Source organism: Aurantibacter sp. UH7, assembly GCF_056839165.1.
In genome coordinates this window covers 4,382,572-4,399,874 of record NZ_CM166388.1, presented here as the reverse complement: position 1 = coordinate 4,399,874, position 17,303 = coordinate 4,382,572, and the positions used below count along the sequence as shown (strand labels likewise).

15 protein-coding genes are annotated in these 17,303 nt (G+C 34.6%); 9 read left to right on the top strand and 6 right to left on the bottom strand.

Annotation, left to right across the window (positions count from 1 at the left end; all coding sequences use genetic code 11):
• Positions 1-29: 29 nt before the first annotated feature.
• Positions 30-1,175, top strand: a complete 1,146-nt coding sequence (locus UH7x_RS18665; RefSeq protein ID WP_482361443.1) for a lactonase family protein — start codon at positions 30-32, stop codon at positions 1,173-1,175.
• Positions 1,176-1,335: 160 nt separating this feature from the next.
• Here UH7x_RS18665 and UH7x_RS18660 read toward each other — a convergent pair whose 3' ends face one another.
• From UH7x_RS18660 to UH7x_RS18635, 6 genes are all read right to left on the bottom strand, one after another.
• Positions 1,336-2,916, bottom strand: coding sequence for a thrombospondin type 3 repeat-containing protein (locus UH7x_RS18660; RefSeq protein WP_482361442.1), 1,581 nt, complete (start codon positions 2,914-2,916; stop codon positions 1,336-1,338).
• 194 nt (positions 2,917-3,110) lie between these two features.
• Positions 3,111-4,115: an AraD1 family protein gene (araD1, locus tag UH7x_RS18655; protein WP_482361441.1), complete on the bottom strand. Its 1,005-nt coding sequence runs from the start codon at positions 4,113-4,115 to the stop codon at positions 3,111-3,113.
• 15 nt (positions 4,116-4,130) lie between these two features.
• Positions 4,131-5,219 carry a Gfo/Idh/MocA family protein gene (locus UH7x_RS18650; RefSeq protein WP_482361440.1) on the bottom strand — a complete coding sequence of 363 codons (1,089 nt, stop codon included), beginning with the start codon at positions 5,217-5,219 and terminating at the stop codon, positions 4,131-4,133.
• An 86-nt stretch (positions 5,220-5,305) separates the two neighbouring features.
• Positions 5,306-6,130, bottom strand: coding sequence for a hypothetical protein (locus UH7x_RS18645; protein WP_482361439.1), 825 nt, complete (start codon positions 6,128-6,130; stop codon positions 5,306-5,308).
• A gap of 923 nt (positions 6,131-7,053) precedes the next feature.
• Positions 7,054-7,617 carry a hypothetical protein gene (locus tag UH7x_RS18640; RefSeq protein WP_482361438.1) on the bottom strand — a complete coding sequence of 188 codons (564 nt, stop codon included), beginning with the start codon at positions 7,615-7,617 and terminating at the stop codon, positions 7,054-7,056.
• An 11-nt stretch (positions 7,618-7,628) separates the two neighbouring features.
• Positions 7,629-7,973, bottom strand: coding sequence for a hypothetical protein (locus UH7x_RS18635; protein WP_482361437.1), 345 nt, complete (start codon positions 7,971-7,973; stop codon positions 7,629-7,631).
• 473 nt (positions 7,974-8,446) lie between these two features.
• Between UH7x_RS18635 and pxpA the strand changes: the two genes are divergently transcribed.
• The 8 genes from pxpA (at position 8,447) to ilvC (ending at position 17,283) form a co-directional block, all read left to right on the top strand.
• Positions 8,447-9,193, top strand: coding sequence for a 5-oxoprolinase subunit PxpA (gene pxpA, locus UH7x_RS18630; protein ID WP_482361436.1), 747 nt, complete (start codon positions 8,447-8,449; stop codon positions 9,191-9,193).
• Positions 9,193-9,930 (top strand): 5-oxoprolinase subunit PxpB, encoded by a 738-nt coding sequence (gene pxpB / locus UH7x_RS18625; RefSeq protein WP_482361435.1) that lies wholly within the window; start codon positions 9,193-9,195, stop codon positions 9,928-9,930. The genes pxpA and pxpB overlap by 1 nt, the downstream gene beginning before the upstream one ends.
• Positions 9,923-10,762, top strand: coding sequence for a 5-oxoprolinase subunit C family protein (locus UH7x_RS18620; RefSeq protein ID WP_482361434.1), 840 nt, complete (start codon positions 9,923-9,925; stop codon positions 10,760-10,762). Before pxpB ends, UH7x_RS18620 begins: the two co-directional genes overlap by 8 nt.
• A 355-nt stretch (positions 10,763-11,117) precedes the next feature.
• The gene (gene ilvD / locus UH7x_RS18615) at positions 11,118-12,794 is read left to right on the top strand and encodes a dihydroxy-acid dehydratase (protein ID WP_482361433.1); all 1,677 of its coding nucleotides are present in this window, start codon (positions 11,118-11,120) and stop codon (positions 12,792-12,794) included.
• Between the two features lie 81 nt (positions 12,795-12,875).
• Positions 12,876-14,609 (top strand): biosynthetic-type acetolactate synthase large subunit, encoded by a 1,734-nt coding sequence (ilvB, locus tag UH7x_RS18610; protein WP_482361432.1) that lies wholly within the window; start codon positions 12,876-12,878, stop codon positions 14,607-14,609.
• Between the two features lie 8 nt (positions 14,610-14,617).
• Positions 14,618-15,196 (top strand): O-methyltransferase, encoded by a 579-nt coding sequence (locus tag UH7x_RS18605; RefSeq protein ID WP_482361431.1) that lies wholly within the window; start codon positions 14,618-14,620, stop codon positions 15,194-15,196.
• Between the two features lie 21 nt (positions 15,197-15,217).
• Complete coding sequence (gene ilvN, locus UH7x_RS18600) at positions 15,218-15,751, top strand: acetolactate synthase small subunit (RefSeq protein ID WP_482361430.1); 534 nt, start codon at positions 15,218-15,220, stop codon at positions 15,749-15,751.
• Positions 15,752-15,807: 56 nt separating this feature from the next.
• A complete protein-coding gene (gene ilvC / locus UH7x_RS18595; protein WP_482361429.1) occupies positions 15,808-17,283 on the top strand; it encodes a ketol-acid reductoisomerase in 1,476 nt (491 codons plus the stop codon).
• Positions 17,284-17,303: the final 20 nt, after the last annotated feature.

Sequence of the window (17,303 nt, the reverse complement as noted above, 5' to 3'; positions counted from 1 at the left end):
GACATTCTCATTTATAAAAAGCTCAATTTATGAAAATGAATATTCAAGGGATTCTAAAAAGCCTTCTTCTTATTACAGTTATTATGATTTCACAAGTTAATTTAGCTCAACATACTAAAACATTACTATTTGCTGGTTCCTATACCGGTAACGTACCCGGCGAAGCGATTCATGTTTTTGAATTCGATGCCACTAACGGTAGCTTAACTGAAATTAATAAAGTTACTGATGTTGTTAATGCATCCTATTTAGCCGTTTCGCACAATGGTGATTATTTGTATGCCGTTACAGAGTCTAAACTAGAAACAAGTGGTAATGTCTCTGCTTTTGCAATTGATAGTAAAACGGGAGCACTTAAGTTCATTAATAAACAAACTACTGATGGAAGAAACCCTGCACATTTAAACATATACAAAGACGATAATTATATCGTAAGTGCTAATTATACCGATGCTGTCGTTAATCTCTATGAAATTAATGCAGATGGAAGTTTAAAACCATCGGATCAATTTATTAAATTAACTGGAAGTAGTACGGTAATGCCAAATCAGGAAGTGGCACATGCACATTCTAGTAATTTCTCGCCAGATAATAAGTTTTTGTATGTAATGGATTTAGGGGCAGATAAGATAATTGCCTATAAATTTGATGCTGCCAAAACTCCGAAACTAGAAGAACTAAAAGACAAAACATTTTCAGCCATTCCAGGTAATGGGCCACGACATTTTACATTCCATCCAAATGGAAAGTATGGGTACTGTATAAATGAATTAAGTGGTACGGTTTCTTCCTTTTCCTATATGGATGGTAATTTAATCCCATTAGAAAATCATTCTTCGGTGGTAGAAAAGCATGAAAAATATGCAGGCGCCGATATTCATATTTCTAAGGATGGCAAATTTCTATACGCATCCAACCGAAGAGAAAATAGTATTTCTATTTTTAAAATTAATACGGCTGATGGTAGTCTGGCTTTAGTGGGACATGAATCTACATATGGTGATCACCCAAGGAGTTTTGTTATTGATGCTACCGATAACTATTTGTTAGTATCCAATCAGAATTCAGGGAATATTGTAACCTACAAGCGAAATATAGCAACTGGAGAACTTACTAAACTTGAAAAAGAAATACAGTTGAAAGCACCGGCTAGCTTGAAGATGAAGGTATATTAATTGCTTTTAGAATGATAGGATGTTATTGAAATTTGCTAACGGAAATCATTACCTCTTTTTCAGTTTTTATTTTCAGTTTATTTCGCAACCCTCTTCCCATACCAAACCGTGCTAGACGTATTTCAACTCCTCTATATTTTTAATATCACAATTATTACTGTTAAAACGAGCGAACTGCCCTGAACGTATCATCTGCTCCAAAGTCTATGTAACAATCAGAAGAGAATATTACAGAGGATAGATTTGTTGGACCGTAAGGATCGTAATCAATCCATACATCACAGGTCAAATAACCTCCGTCCTCTGGTAAATTACCACTATTATTTGATGTTCTGTACCCTATTGCAGCGAACATTGAACACATTTCGTTAGAGGAAGGTAAAAACCAATCGTCATAACCATTTAATTCCATGGTGTAACAAATATATGCGGCATAATCGCCTTCTCCATTACTGTCTACAATTGCTTTTGTTTTGGCCCCGCTATCAGAAAACTCTCTTGTGTCAATTATTTCACCTGTCAGCGACCATGGTAATCGCTCCGGGTAATCTTCTGGAGCTGCTATTAAACCATGTGCTTCTCCTTCAACATAATCTTTATGCCCTTCTTGGAAAATATAGAATACAATCCCACCTTGATAGAAATCTCCAATTTCTGGGAATGTACAGCCATCAGTACCAACTACGCTTCCTATTGGGGTGTTGCTACACTTATCTTTATCGTCCATTACCCCGTCGTTGTCAGCATCTTTTTGGTTGTCAGAGCAGCCATTTTGGTCAACAGTTGCACCATCAGTAGTATTTGGACAGTTATCTAAATCATCCATTACACCGTCGTTGTCAGTATCTTTTTGGCTTTCGGAGCAGCCATTTTCATTAACAGTTGCACCATCGGTAGTATTTGGACAGTTATCTTTATCGTCCATTACCCCGTCGTTGTCAGTATCTTTTTGGTCGTCAGAGCAGCCATTCTCATCAACAGTTACACCATCGGTAGTATTTGGACAGTTATCTTTATCGTCCATTACCCCGTCGTAGTCAGTATCTTTTTGGCTTTCGGAGCAGCCATTCTCATCAACAGTTACACCATCGGTAGTATTTGGACAGTTATCTTTATCGTCCATTACGCCGTCGTTGTCAGTATCTTTTTGGTCGTCAGAGCATCCGTTTTCATCAACAGTTATACCGTCGGTAGTATTTGGACAGTTATCTACATCGTCTATAACGCCGTCGTTGTCAGCATCTTTTTGTCTTTCAGAGCATCCGTTTTCATCTACTATTGCATTCTCCGTAGAATTTGGGCAGTTATCTAATTCGTTATTAATACCATCACCATCAATATCTAATTGTTCTTTTGAACAGCCCTTTTTGTCTACCACCGAGTTTGCTGGTGTATCTTCGCATTGATCTATTGCATCTGCTACACCATCATTGTCTGTATCAACAAGTTCGAAATTAGCAGTAAAAACTTTATCTGTATTTATAGTGATATTTATTGGGTTGTCTTTTCCAGAAATATCTCCTGACCACCCTTTAAATTCATAGTTGTTTTCGGGGATTGCTTTAATTGATACCTTCATGCCAGATGTAAAATCGCCAGTTGAAGGACTTACGCTACCACCCTCTATAGGATTTACGCTACCACTGATTTTGAAATTTTCAATTTTATCTTCCTTTTCACAAGATTCAAAAAAAAATACGAATGCTACTATAGAAATTATTCTTAAAATTTTTCTAATCATTTGATAGGTAATTATTGCGGTAATTTTTTAAAGTAAAGCGTTAAATAATAGCCTAATTTAAATGAATTATATTTAAGTGTAGACGCCTATAATTTATAAACTGTTTAAAGACCTTTTTTGTCGATTAACAACAAAACTAATTATATTAAGACAGGTTTTTAAAGTTTATTTTGGCTGTTTAATTTGAAGATATATTAAATGATTTTATTGATTTTTACAATAAACTCATTTTCAGTTTTTATTTTCAGTTTATTTCGCAACCCTCTTCCCATTCCGAACCATTCTACTAGCATCTCATCGCCTTGTTGCAAAGTAATGTCTTCACCGAAACTAAAGGCATCTGCACCAAAAAAGTGAATATGTGCTTGATGTGGCACACAATGGTTTTCATATTTAAAATGATGATATTCTAGGTTTTCGAGACTATGCGACATGTTTGCTACGCCTGTTTTAATGTTTTTCTCCCAAAGTGCTTTTCCGTTTCTTAGTACTTGCACCTGCCCCGTAATATCATTAAAATCTTCAGTGATTCGCAATTCTGGACCTATCGAGCAATTTCTAATCTTAGAAGGAGCTAAATACAGATAATTTTTACGTTCCATTACATGGTCGGAAAATTCATTAGCGGTTGCGAATCCTATACGCCATGGTTTACCGTTTTTATCATTGATGTAAATTCCTGCTATTTCAGGTTCTTCACCACCATCATTTCCGTAAACAGGAATTTCTAATTGTTCGCCATGTGCTTTTAAAACAGAACCATTGCCTTTATAGAACCATTCTGGCTGTATTCCAATTTCTCCTTTTTCAGGTTTGCCACCTTCAATGCCCATAAAATAAATTTTCATGCTATCGGTTAAATCACTTTCAGCAGCGGCCTCATGCATTTTTTGTCTATTTTCAGCACTTGCCTTATGGGTGAGTCCTGTACCTGCTAGCATTAAATTATTTACATTAGTCGGGTGATCAAATGCTGGTAATAACTGCCATTCCGAACCTCCTTGATAAATGCTGTCATATCCTAAAATGGTATCCGATAGATTTTCGTTAATCAATGTGCTGAGGGATCCACCTTTTTCAATAGCAAATGAAGCTAGTTCAAATACACTCGTGAAATTGTTTATTATTCGCAAATTAGGCTCTTCTACTAAAGCAATTTTTCGGCCTTCTTTATCATGGAATATTTGAACTAAACGCATTGTTTTTCTTAACTTTTATAGTTTAACCTCACAGTTTTGTGCTGCAGATTTATAAACTGCTTCAACTACTGTAATGTCTCGCAATCCTTCGTCACCTGGTACTATTAAATCGGTGCCATTTATTAATGCTAAGGCATCATCGTCCATTTGTTTGGCTTGTTGATTTTCAATAGGATAATTTATAATAGTACCATCAGACATTTTACCATTATTACCATTATACGAAGAATGTGGTTCCATTTGTAAGGATCCTTTTTCGTAGGTCACTTTTAAATAATTCATAGACATTCCGTAACTCGTATGGCAAGCTGCTCTTGCACCACTTGGAAACTCTAATTGAAACATAGCAGATTCTTCTACTTCATGATACACATCTGGGCGTGTAGTAAATGTATTTGCCAACACAAAAATAGGTTCTTCACCAGTAGCTAAACGTGCTCCTTGCAAGGCATAAACGCCCATATCGCCCATAACACCACCACCCATAGCTTTTTGTTGTTTCCAATGGGTTGTTCTTCCATCATAATATCCGGCTGCCGAAGTCACCATTCTAACTTTACCAAAAGGTTGTTCTTTGCCAACTTTCATATACGCTTGAATATTTGGGTCGTGTTGACAACGGTATCCAATAGATAGTTTTACATTATTGTCTTTACATGCTTTAATCATCGCATTACAATCGGCTACCGTAGGTGCCATAGGTTTTTCACACCATACATGTTTGCCGGCTTTGGCTGCTCTTATTGTATATTCTGCATGCATAGATGGTGGTAAGACAACATATACCACATCGATAGCATCGTTGTTTGCTATTTTATCAAAATCATCATAGGTATAAATGTTTTTATCATCGAGATTGTATTTTTCTTTCCAAACGGGAATTTTTTCGGGACTGCCAGTAACGATTCCTTTTAATTCGCAATGTTTGGTTAATTGTAGGGCAGGAGCAAGCAAATCGGTACTATAATACCCTAAACCAACTAAGGCCACTCCTAATTTTTTCTCTGTTGATGTACTTTTGCCAAATGCAAAATTGGGCAGTATTGTTGTTGACGCTGCAAGTAGTCCAGCCTTTTTAATGAAATTTCTTCGTTGTTTTTCCATGTTGTGTTGAATTGATGGGAGAAATTACAACAATAGCTTCAAAAAAACAATGGAGTATAAAAGGGTAGTAAAGGTAATTTTCTAAATTATTCTTTCACGTTTATTAAAACAGCTTCACAGCTTTTTAAATCAGAATTTAGAACAATGTTTTCTGTGGTTTTTCCGTCCGTTATTTCAATAGAAACAGTGTTTGGAGGAAACTTACCCAGATTATGCGCATACAAGAATAGGTCGTTAGCTTTGGTAGGATCTAAAGTAAGTTCTACTTTTTTCTTGTAATATTCAAGGGAGTATTTTGAGATTACTGCCTCGCCATTTAAATAGATTGAGACGATATCACCATCTTTTCTACTATGATCCCAGATATAGATACTAATCTTATCACTAGCAACCGACATTTCATTAACGTAGGTAAGCTTTCGGCCATCGAAGGTGTCTCTAACGGTTTGTTCTTCAACAAGTTCTTCTGTAATGATTTTTTTAGGTCGTGGTAATTTTTTGATGGTAAAAAAGGGAGTAGCAAACTTGGCGATACTTTTTTTGTTATCCGGAAAAAGTTCAATGCCAATTACTCTATAATTATCGCCATCTTGTAATCCGCGGTCTAAAGTTATCTTATTAACAAAGCCATTGTTTTCAAAAATGCCTAATTCTTGTACCACCATGTCATCTTTAGAAAGATAAAATTTGATGGTTTTATTTGAAGGAATGTTTTTTGTATTCCATTTTAATTCAACGGTACTAGGTGCTTTCCAAACTGTGCCGGTAGTTGGGTAGTTTATTTTTATAGCTGTTTTAGGTAGCATTATATTTTGAATGCTATTTTGTGCTACGGTCGCACAATCTTTGGCAAACAGCATAGCGCTTCCGCAAAAAAGTAGCATTAAAAAAGTTAACAATCGTAGTTTCATTGTATTCGGTGCTGATTTTACACGATAGTATTACAACGTAAAATATGCACTCATATTGCTATTAAAACCCGAAGGTTAATAATTAAAATAAGGTGCTGTGGCCGAGAAGGATTAAATTCTCGACCTACCCAACAACCTAAAATTGTTTGAATTTTATCTTGTGGCTTATACTTCTTTTAGAAAAAGAGAATATATAGTGACCAGCAAAAACAAAATCCGCAGTATGAATAGACTAAGTAATCGTTAATTGTAGTTTTATTTTCCATAACAATGGGTTTTATTTATATATAGAAAACTTGTAAAAAGAGCTTTTGTAGTTTCTCAATCTATGAAATGATAGAATATTCGTTTTGGGGTGCAGAGTCCCGTTAAACGGTTTTTATGATCTATGAAGGGAAAATGTGTAAACACTCTAAAACCCCACAATACGGCACTTAATCGATGAATGGATGCTGCTGTATTTACTATTTTAGTTACTAAGACGGGGTTTCTGAATTAATAATGAGATAGGATAATTAGTGTAATTTAGTGACCCAAGTTACTTTTTAAAGTACTTTAAAAGCTTTTAGAACTTACATGTACATTAGAAAGTTTGTGAGTTTAAAATTTTTATTAAAAATGATAAAAAGCTTAAACTAAGTTGCCATTAATAATTATGGCACGACAATCAACACTTCTTGTAAATACTATTCTATAGTGGATAAAAGCATAATAATCCTTTGCTGTATAGGTCTAAAACGCGCTCTATTACCATTTCTCTAATTTCTTATTAGAGACATAGATAACATAAAACTATGCCAATAACCGGCTAAATGGGATTATAGTAAAATTGAAGTACATATGTGGATATGGAGATAACTTTTGTCCATAAAAAAAGCTTTGCATAGCAATGCAAAGCTTTTAAGAATTATATGTTTTTTATATTATAGCTGAAATTCTCCGTTGTTGTTCTCCTCCTTATCATACTTAGAATTAACGAAAGCATCTTTTAAAATATATGCTGCTACAATTAAAATACCTAATATGAGTAGCGGTATAGCAAATTGCCATTGTAGTATATTTAATAAGCTGCCTGCTATTATGGCTAAAGTACCAGCAACCATTGCAAAATTCCACATTATTTGTGTCATACTATTTCGTGCACGCCTATCTTCATCTAAGAAATAAGCAGTTCCTTCTAGGAAGAACCAGGTTAAGAATGAAATTGCTATTACTACTTGGAAAACAACAGTGTATTGAAATTCCATAATTTGAAGAATACCATTAGCTATCCAAAATACGACTAATACTAATTTTACATAATCAACAAATCGTTTTTCGTTCTTTTTCCAAAATCGAATACTATAAAGTATTCCAATTCCCGAAAAGGCAACAAGTAAAATTTCACTAGCATAGGGCCAATTAAGTACTTGCATCAAAATACCAACTAAAAATAATGCTATTAAGATACGTAATGGGGTGCGTAAAATTTTCTTTGCGAATGCCATAATTTAATGAATTAGATAACTTTAATATTAGCTCGAAGGCCCTCCATAATTCCTATAATATTTTCGACTGTTTCCTTTAAGTAGTAAGTAACTAAATCGTGTGGAATACGTATAGTGGTAAAACCATTTTTGAATGAGTGCATTGCTTCTTCAAGGTCATTTATAGCCTGCTCATGAGTTAGCATATGATACTCTGTATCTATTTCAATATTCAATTTCACACGAGATATTGCTAAATCGATAGATTTTTTACCATCCCACCATTCTAACATGGCAGTTACACCGGCTTCTTTAAGGCCATAGTACAATTGTATTGCTTCGACGGGGGTATCATGTTTGTCTTGAAGCTGCAGCATTAGATCAGTGTGCCTATCGCACAACTCGACTTCAAAAATGTCCATCGAGTTTTTATGATCTACATAGCTCAGTTCTTTATTACATTCCAAGCATTTCATTAATTTGAGTATTAAGATTTGGGACTATTATAACCTCATATCTTTTGGGATATTATATGCACTCACTCTAAAACACCCCTATTTTAGATGAACGGCAAATTATTAGATGAAATGCATCGAAAAATGTTAAAAACGTTGTGAAAATTTAGTGTTGAAGCGTCTATTTATCGATGATTGACCAATTATGAGATTTATTTGATTTTTAAAGAAATATTCTGAATTCGATGCTATTTGATTTGAATACAGCGGGTTAAGTGTAAAACAACCAGTTTTATAGTTTTCTTTTGTTAAACGAAGATGTTTGTCAATTATAATTTCTTCTTAGTTTAGTGTCAATAAACATAGAAACATATTACGTGCAGATTTGTGATTGAATGATAGAAGACATTTTTATAGATATAAATTGTGATGTTGGAGAAGGTTTTGAGAATGAAGAAGCCTTATTCCCTTTTATTAGTTCGTGTAATATAGCTTGTGGTGCGCATGCTGGAGATGATGAAACAATTGCAAGAGTTGCTCGCTTAGCAAATAAAAATGGTGTAAAAGTTGGAGCACATCCTTCATATCCGGATAGAAAGAATTTTGGCCGTATATCATTACAGCTATCCGCAGAAGAATTAATAGGTAGTATTGAACATCAAATGAATACTTTTTCATCCATATTGAAAAAAGATAATATCAGACTTCACCATATTAAACCACATGGGGCACTGTATAATGATATGTTTCGAAATTCAGAATTAGTCAAAGAATTCCTCAAAGCAATTACAGTTTATAAAGGGGGTGTACTTTTATATGCGCCATATGGTTCTGCATTGGCTAAACAAGCAAAAAAGGAAAACTTTTCAGTAGTATTAGAAGCTTTTGTAGATAGAAATTACAATGAAGATTTAAGTTTAGTTTCAAGAAAACAGGAGAATGCCTTAATTTGTCAGCCAAATTTGGTGTTAGAACATATTATTCGGATTGTTAAAGAGAAACACGTTTTAACCTTAGATGGAATCAAAGTACCTATAGAAGCAGAAACTTTTTGTGTTCATAGCGATACTCCTGATGCTTTAGAAATATTAAGTTACCTTACTAGCCAATTGCCTCAAATGGAAATTAACATAAATAAATAATGCCATACGATATTTCAATACGACCTTTTGGAATTCATGCTGTTTTAGTAGAATGGCCAGATGAAGTTGATGAAAGTATTTTAAAAGATATTCTTCATTTCAAACATTATTTGATAAAAAATTGCTTGCCGAAAGGGCAGTGGGAGCTTGTCCCAGCATATAATTCGTTAACCTTAATTAGATTAAGTGAGACTATTGATTTTAAGTCTTTTTCTGGAACATTAAAAACATGGTATAAAGAAATTAAAAACCTTGATTTAAAAGTGCAACGATACCTATGCAAATTACCTGTTTGTTATGATTTGGATTTTGGAATTGATTTAAATGAAGTATCAGAGAAATTAGAATTGAGCATTGAAGAAATAATTAGGCAGCATACAGCACATACGTATCGTGTTTATGGAATTGGCTTCTTACCTGGGTTTATGTATTTGGGAGGTTTACCAAAATCCTTAGAAATTCCACGAAGGGCTGAACCTCGATTAAAAGTAGCGGCAGGTTCTGTAGGTTTAGCAAGCAAACAAACAGGGGTTTATCCGCAAGAATCACCTGGTGGATGGAATATTATTGGTAATTGCTCAGTACCTATTTTCAGTCCGAAGCGAGAAGTTCCTTGTTTGGTAAATGTAGGTGATCAGGTACAATTCTATTCTATTTCGAGGGCGGAACATAATTTACATGTTATTGAAGGAGAAGTAGGTATTTATAAAATTGAAAAAACAGCGATTAATGCTTAAAATACTTAAATCTGGTTTTTACACCACCGTACAAGATAAAGGTAGATTTGGTTTTCGTGATAAAGGTGTTCCGGTAGCGGGCGCCATGGATAATATTGCTCTAGAAAGAGCAAATAGTCTTCTAGAGAATGATGAAGATGCGGCTGTGCTAGAAATTACAATGACGGGACCAACTATTTTGTTTGAGGAAAGTACCTATATCGTACTGTCTGGTGCAAATATGTCTGCTACCTTAAATAATGAACCAGTTGCTAACTATAAAGTATATAAAATAGAAAGTGGCGACATATTATCCTATGGTCGTTTAGAAAGTGGTATTCGCAGTTATCTTGGTATAAAGTATGGATTTGAGACTAATGTTGTGTTAAACAGTAGGTCTTTTTCTAAATCGATTACTAAAATGGTTTGTTTAAAGAACAATATGGAAGTACCCTATACAGCATGTGAGACTTATGAGCCTAAGATTTCAGAACTAAAAGTAAGTTCTTATTTTGATGAAACTGTACTGGGTGTTGCTAAGGGTCCAGAATTTGAATTGTTAGATGACCGGCAATTGGAACAATTATTTAGTGCTGAATTTACCATTTCAAAAGATAATAATAGAATGGCATATCAATTGAATGAAAAAATTGGTGGACATAATAAGTCAATGTTAACTTCAGCAACATTACCTGGCACTGTACAGTTTACACCAAATGGGAAATTAATCATTCTAATGAAAGATGGTCAGACAACGGGTGGCTATCCTAGAATTCTACAATTAACAGATAATGCGATTTCAATTTTAGCACAAAAAAGAGCAGGAGAAATTGTAACGTTTAAATTACTATAGAATCAACTTTAGAGAAACTGCAAAATGTTAAATAAAATAATTATTTTTACAAAGTGATAAAAAATAACAACATACTTATTGAGGTCATAGTCATTCGTAATTACGAATGATATTGCTTTTTAATGTTGTAATAAAGCCTGTATCAGAGAAAATTTGATACAGGCTTTTTTCTTTTGGCACTATTGAATATGATAAAAAAATACACTTAAATAATTGATAATTAGAGTTTTATGTAAATTTTACTAAAATTGACTTTAGATAGGGTGCAAACGTTAAAAATGACTGTTTTTGTAAACTTCTATATTTGATTAAGGAAACTTAAATAGAATCCTAAAGAATACTTATAAATAGACAAATGGAACTGAATAAATACAGCAAAGCCGTAACACAAGATCCTACGCAACCAGCAGCACAAGCAATGTTATATGCTATTGGTTTTAAGGATGAAGATTTTGAAAAACCCTTAATTGGAATTGCTAGTACAGGTTACGAAGGTAACCCATGTAATATGCACTTGAATGATTTGGCGAAGCTTGTAAAAGAGGGGGTCAATTCCAAAGAAACGGTCGGTCTTATTTTTAATACTATTGGTATTAGTGATGGTATTTCTATGGGAACACCGGGTATGCGTTTTTCATTACCGTCTAGAGATATTATTGCAGATTCTATGGAAGCAGTGGTACAAGGAATGTCGTATGACGGACTTGTTACCGTAGTTGGCTGTGATAAAAATATGCCAGGAGCATTAATGGCAATGTTACGTTTAAATAGACCTTCAATATTGGTATATGGTGGCACAATTGCTTCCGGATGTCATAATGGTAGAAAATTAGATATAGTTTCTGCTTTTGAAGCCTGGGGCGAGAAAGTTGCCGGTACAATGGAAGAATCTGAATTTAAGAGTATAATAAAAAAATCTATTCCTGGAGCTGGTGCCTGTGGTGGAATGTATACCGCGAATACTATGGCTTCGGCTATTGAAGCCTTAGGTATGTCATTGCCTTATAATTCATCTAATCCGGCAGTAAGTAATGATAAGACTGCAGAAAGTATTGCTGCTGGTAAGCAAATGAGAATGCTTATCGAGAAAGATATTAAACCTTTGGATATTGTTACTAGAAAATCGCTTGAGAATGCAATTCGTTTGGTAACTATTACTGGTGGTTCTACCAATGCTGTATTACATTTCTTAGCAATTGCTCGTGCTGCAGATATAGAATTTACGTTACAAGATTTTCAACATATTAGTGATACCACGCCTTTTATAGCGGATTTAAAACCGAGTGGTAAATATTTAATGGAAGACGTTCACCGCATTGGTGGAATTCCAGCAGTATTGAAATACCTTCTTAAAAATGGACTTTTACATGGCGATTGTTTAACAGTTACTGGTAAAACACTTGCTGAGAATTTAGAAAATGTTCCAGATTTGGAAGAAGGTCAAGATGTAATCAGACCTTTAGATAAACCAATCAAGGCTACTGGTCATTTACGTATGCTTTATGGAAACCTTGCCGAAAATGGTTCGGTTGCTAAAATTACGGGAAAAGAAGGTTTGCTATTTAAAGGGACTGCGAAAGTTTTTAATAGTGAATACGATGCCAATGATGGAATTAGAACTGGTCTAGTTAAAAAGGGAGATGTTGTAGTTATTCGTTATGAAGGCCCTAAAGGTGGACCTGGAATGCCAGAGATGCTTAAACCAACAGCTGCAATTATGGGTGCTGGATTAGGTAAAGAAGTAGCGCTGATAACCGATGGACGTTTCTCTGGAGGCACACATGGTTTTGTTGTAGGACATATTTCTCCTGAAGCACAAGAAGGCGGTACTATTGCTTTAGTTGAAGATGGTGATATAATTACAATTGATGCAGAAACTAATTCTATAGATGTTGCGGTTTCGACCGATGAACTTGCAAAAAGAAAGGCAGCTTGGGTGCAACCAGAATTAAAATTTAAAAAAGGAGTCTTATACAAATACGCGCGCTCAGTATCATCTGCAGCACAAGGTTGTGTAACCGACGAGTTTTAGTAAAAGGGATATAGTACAAGTTAATACGAATGAATTGTCAATTTGATAAAACAAGAATTGACATTTGAATTTGAGTTTAGTATGGAGACAATTAAAGAAAAAAAAGTAAAAGCAAACACTAAAGCCACCATAAAAATTTCTGGTGCTGAGGCAATTATCCATTGTTTACTGGCTGAAGGTGTCGATTTATTATATGGTTATCCGGGTGGTGCTATTATGCCTGTATATGATGAATTATATAAATTTCAAGATAAATTAACCCATATACTTACGCGACATGAACAAGGAGCGACGCATGCTGCACAGGGTTATGCTCGTGTTTCGGGTAGAGTGGGAGTTGCAATGGCAACTTCAGGACCAGGAGCGACAAATTTGGTTACAGGTTTGGCAGATGCTCAAATTGATTCCACTCCTATGGTTTGTATTACAGGCCAGGTTCCAAGACATTTGTTAGGTTCCGATGCCTTTCAAGAGACCGATATTATCGGAATATCTACACCAGTAACAAAATGGAATTATCAAATTACAAATGCTTCAGAGATTCCTGAAATTATGGCAAAAGCATTTTATATTGCTAAATCGGGCCGACCAGGACCTGTATTGGTTGATATTACAAAAAATGCACAATTTGATGAGTTTGAATTTTCATATGAAAAATGTATAGGAGTTCGTAGTTATAATCCCACTCCTAAACCTAACTTAGGTGCAATAGAAGCTGCTGCTGAATTAATTAATAATGCTAAGAAGCCATTTATTGTATGGGGACAAGGTATTATCCTTGGTCAAGCAGAAGAAGCCTTGAAAGCTGTAATCGATAAAGCAGGAATTCCGGCCGCATGGACAATTATGGGAGAATCTGCAATTCCCACTAGTCATCCACTAAACGTTGGTATGGTTGGAATGCATGGAAATTATGGTCCGAATGTATTAACCAACGAATGCGATTTATTAATTGCAATTGGTATGCGTTTCGATGATCGTGTAACAGGGAATTTAGAAACTTATGCGAAACAAGCAAAAGTGATTCACTTCGAAATAGATCCTGCTGAAATCAATAAGAATGTAACTGCAGATGTTGCTGTTTTGGGTAATTCTAAAGAAACATTAGAAATGCTATTGCCTTTGTTAAATGAAAATAAGCATGAAGATTGGCATAATGAATTCAAGAAAAGACATCAATTAGAATTTGATACGGTAATTAAAAATGATATTCATCCAACTAAACCTGGTTTAACTATGGGTGAAGTAATTGAAGAAATTAATATTGCTTCAGGTAATAAAGCGGTAATTGTTACAGATGTTGGACAACACCAAATGATTGCTTGTCGTTATGCAAAATTTGAGCAATCAAAAAGTAATATTACTTCAGGTGGTTTAGGTACTATGGGTTTTGCACTTCCAGCAGCAATAGGTGCTAAAATGGGTGCAATGGATCGCGAAGTAGTTGCTATAATTGGTGATGGTGGTTATCAAATGACGATACAAGAATTGGGTGTTATTTTTCAACACAATGTACCAGTTAAAATAGTGGTATTGAATAATGAGCATTTGGGAATGGTACGTCAGTGGCAAGAATTGTTTTTCGATAGACGCTATGCTTCAACGGTAATGACTAATCCCGATTTCGTAAAAATAGCAGAGGGCTATAGTATAGAGGCTAAAAGAGTTAGCGAACGAAAAGATTTAAAAGCTACCATTCAAGAAATGATTGCTTCTGATAAGCCCTATTTCTTAGAAGTAAAAGTAGAGCAAGAAGATAATGTATTTCCGATGATTCCTTCTGGAGCTTCGGTTTCCGATGTGCGCTTGAAATAATAATTATTATGAACGATTCTAACATACAAGACATTCCTGTTATTCATAATGAAATAGCACGTAAATCTGAAGAAATAGGATTTACTATGCCTTCAGATTTGTATATCGGAACATTGTTAAAAACATTAATTAGTTCAAAACCCAATGCTCATATTTTGGAATTGGGTACAGGAATTGGCCTTTCACTATCTTGGATGATTGATGGAATGGATGATAATTCAACCTTGATTACTGTTGATAATGATCCAAAATTGATTGCTATTGCAAAACAATATTTTGGAAATGATAGTCGCGTAGAAATTGTATGTGAAGATGGCGCCAATTGGATTAAAAATTATAAGGGTGCTAAGTTCGACCTAGTCTTTGCAGATGCTTGGCCAGGTAAGTATAGCGAGATTGATGAGGTTTTAAATACTATAAAGCTAGGAGGTTTTTATATTATTGATGATATGAAAGCGCAGCCGAATTGGCCAGCCGGACACGATAAGCATGTTGAGAAATTAGTCGCATACCTCGAAGAAAGAGAAGATTTTAATATCACAAAAATGGATTGGTCTACCGGATTAATTATAGCGGTAAAAAAGTAAAAGACAATAGAAATAATAGTAATGGAAAAAGAATGGTTCACCATATCAGTATACTCCGAAAATAACGTGGGTTTATTGAACAGAATATCTGGTATATTCTTAAAAAGACACATTAATATAGAAGGCTTAAATGTTTCTAAATCAGAAATAGATAATGTTTCTAAATTCACAATAGTGGTAAATACTACCGAAAAATGGGTCAAAAATATTGTGGGACAAATTGAGAAGCAGATTGAAGTTATAAAGGCTTTCTATCATACTGATGATGAAACTATTTATCAGGAATCGGCATTATTCAAAATTGATTCGGCATTGTTATTTGATGAACGTCAAATACAAAACATAATTAAAGAAAGTAATTCGCAAATTGTTACTGTCGCAAGAGAGTTTTTTGTTTTGGCAAAATCTGGACGAAGAAATGAAATTGACGAAATGCATGAGCAATTAAAGCCCTTTGGTATAATGCAATTTGTACGTTCTGGTCGTATTTCAGTTTCTAAAGAAGAAATGCAAATTTCTGCAATGCTTAAAGAATTTCAACCTAATCATAATTAATATATAGAATCATTAAATTTCTCTTCAAAGGGAAAGCACTTAAAAACACTATTTAAATGGCAAATTATTTTAATACACTATCACTAAGAGATAAACTAACACAATTAGGAAAATGTAGATTCATGGAATCTAGTGAGTTCTCTGATGGTGTAAATGCATTAAAAGGGAAAAAAATTGTAATTATTGGTTGTGGAGCTCAAGGATTAAACCAAGGATTAAACATGCGTGATTCAGGTTTAGATATTTCTTATACGCTTAGAGCAGCTGCAATTCAAGAAAAACGTCAGTCTTTTTTAAACGCTAGTGAAAACGGATTTACAGTAGGTACATACGAAGAATTGGTGCCAGATGCGGATGTTGTAATCAATCTTACTCCAGATAAGCAACATACAAATGTGGTTAGTACTGTAATGCCATTAATGAAAAAAGGAGCTACTTTATCGTATTCACATGGTTTCAATATTGTTGAAGAAGGTATGCAGATTCGTGAAGATTTAACTGTAATTATGGTAGCACCAAAATGCCCAGGTTCTGAAGTTCGCGAAGAATATAAAAGAGGATTTGGAGTGCCAACTTTAATTGCAGTACACCCAGATAATGATCCTCAAGGAAAAGGACTTGAGCAAGCTAAAGCTTATGCTGCCGGTACAGGTGGTAATAGAGCAGGTGTTCTTATGTCATCTTTCGTTGCTGAAGTTAAATCTGATTTAATGGGCGAACAAACGATACTTTGTGGTTTATTACAAACGGGAAGTATTCTTTGTTTTGATAAAATGATAGAAAAAGGTATTGATGCTGGTTATGCTTCTAAATTAATTCAATACGGTTGGGAAACTATAACTGAGGGAATGAAATATGGCGGTATCACTAACATGATGGACCGTTTATCAAATCCTGCGAAAATCAAAGCCTTTGAATTATCAGAAGAATTAAAAGATATTATGCGTCCGCTTTTTCAAAAGCATATGGATGATATTATGACTGGTCATTTCTCAAAAACTATGATGGAAGATTGGGCTAATGATGATAAAAACCTATTAGGTTGGCGTGCTGCTACTGGTGAAACTGCATTTGAAAAAACTCCAGCTGCTGATGTTGAAATTTCTGAACAAGAGTATTACGATCATGGTGTATTAATGGTTGCTATGGTACGTGCGGGTGTAGAGTTAGCTTACGAAAGCATGACGGAATCTGGAATTATCGGAGAATCTGCTTATTACGAGTCTTTACACGAAACTCCTTTAATAGCAAATACAATCGCTAGAAAGAAATTGTTTGAAATGAACAGAGTTATTTCTGATACTGCGGAATACGGTTGTTATTTATTTGATCACGCTTGTAAACCTTTATTAGCTGATTTTATGACAAAAATTGAAACCGATGTAATTGGGAAAGCTTATAACGAAGGAAAAGATGCCGGTGTAGACAATGCTAAATTAATTGCAGTAAACAAGGCGTTAAGAATTCATGATGTAGAAGTTGTTGGTACTCGTTTAAGAGAATCTATGACTGCAATGAAACCCATAGTTTAAAACTTTATATTTGGGATTAA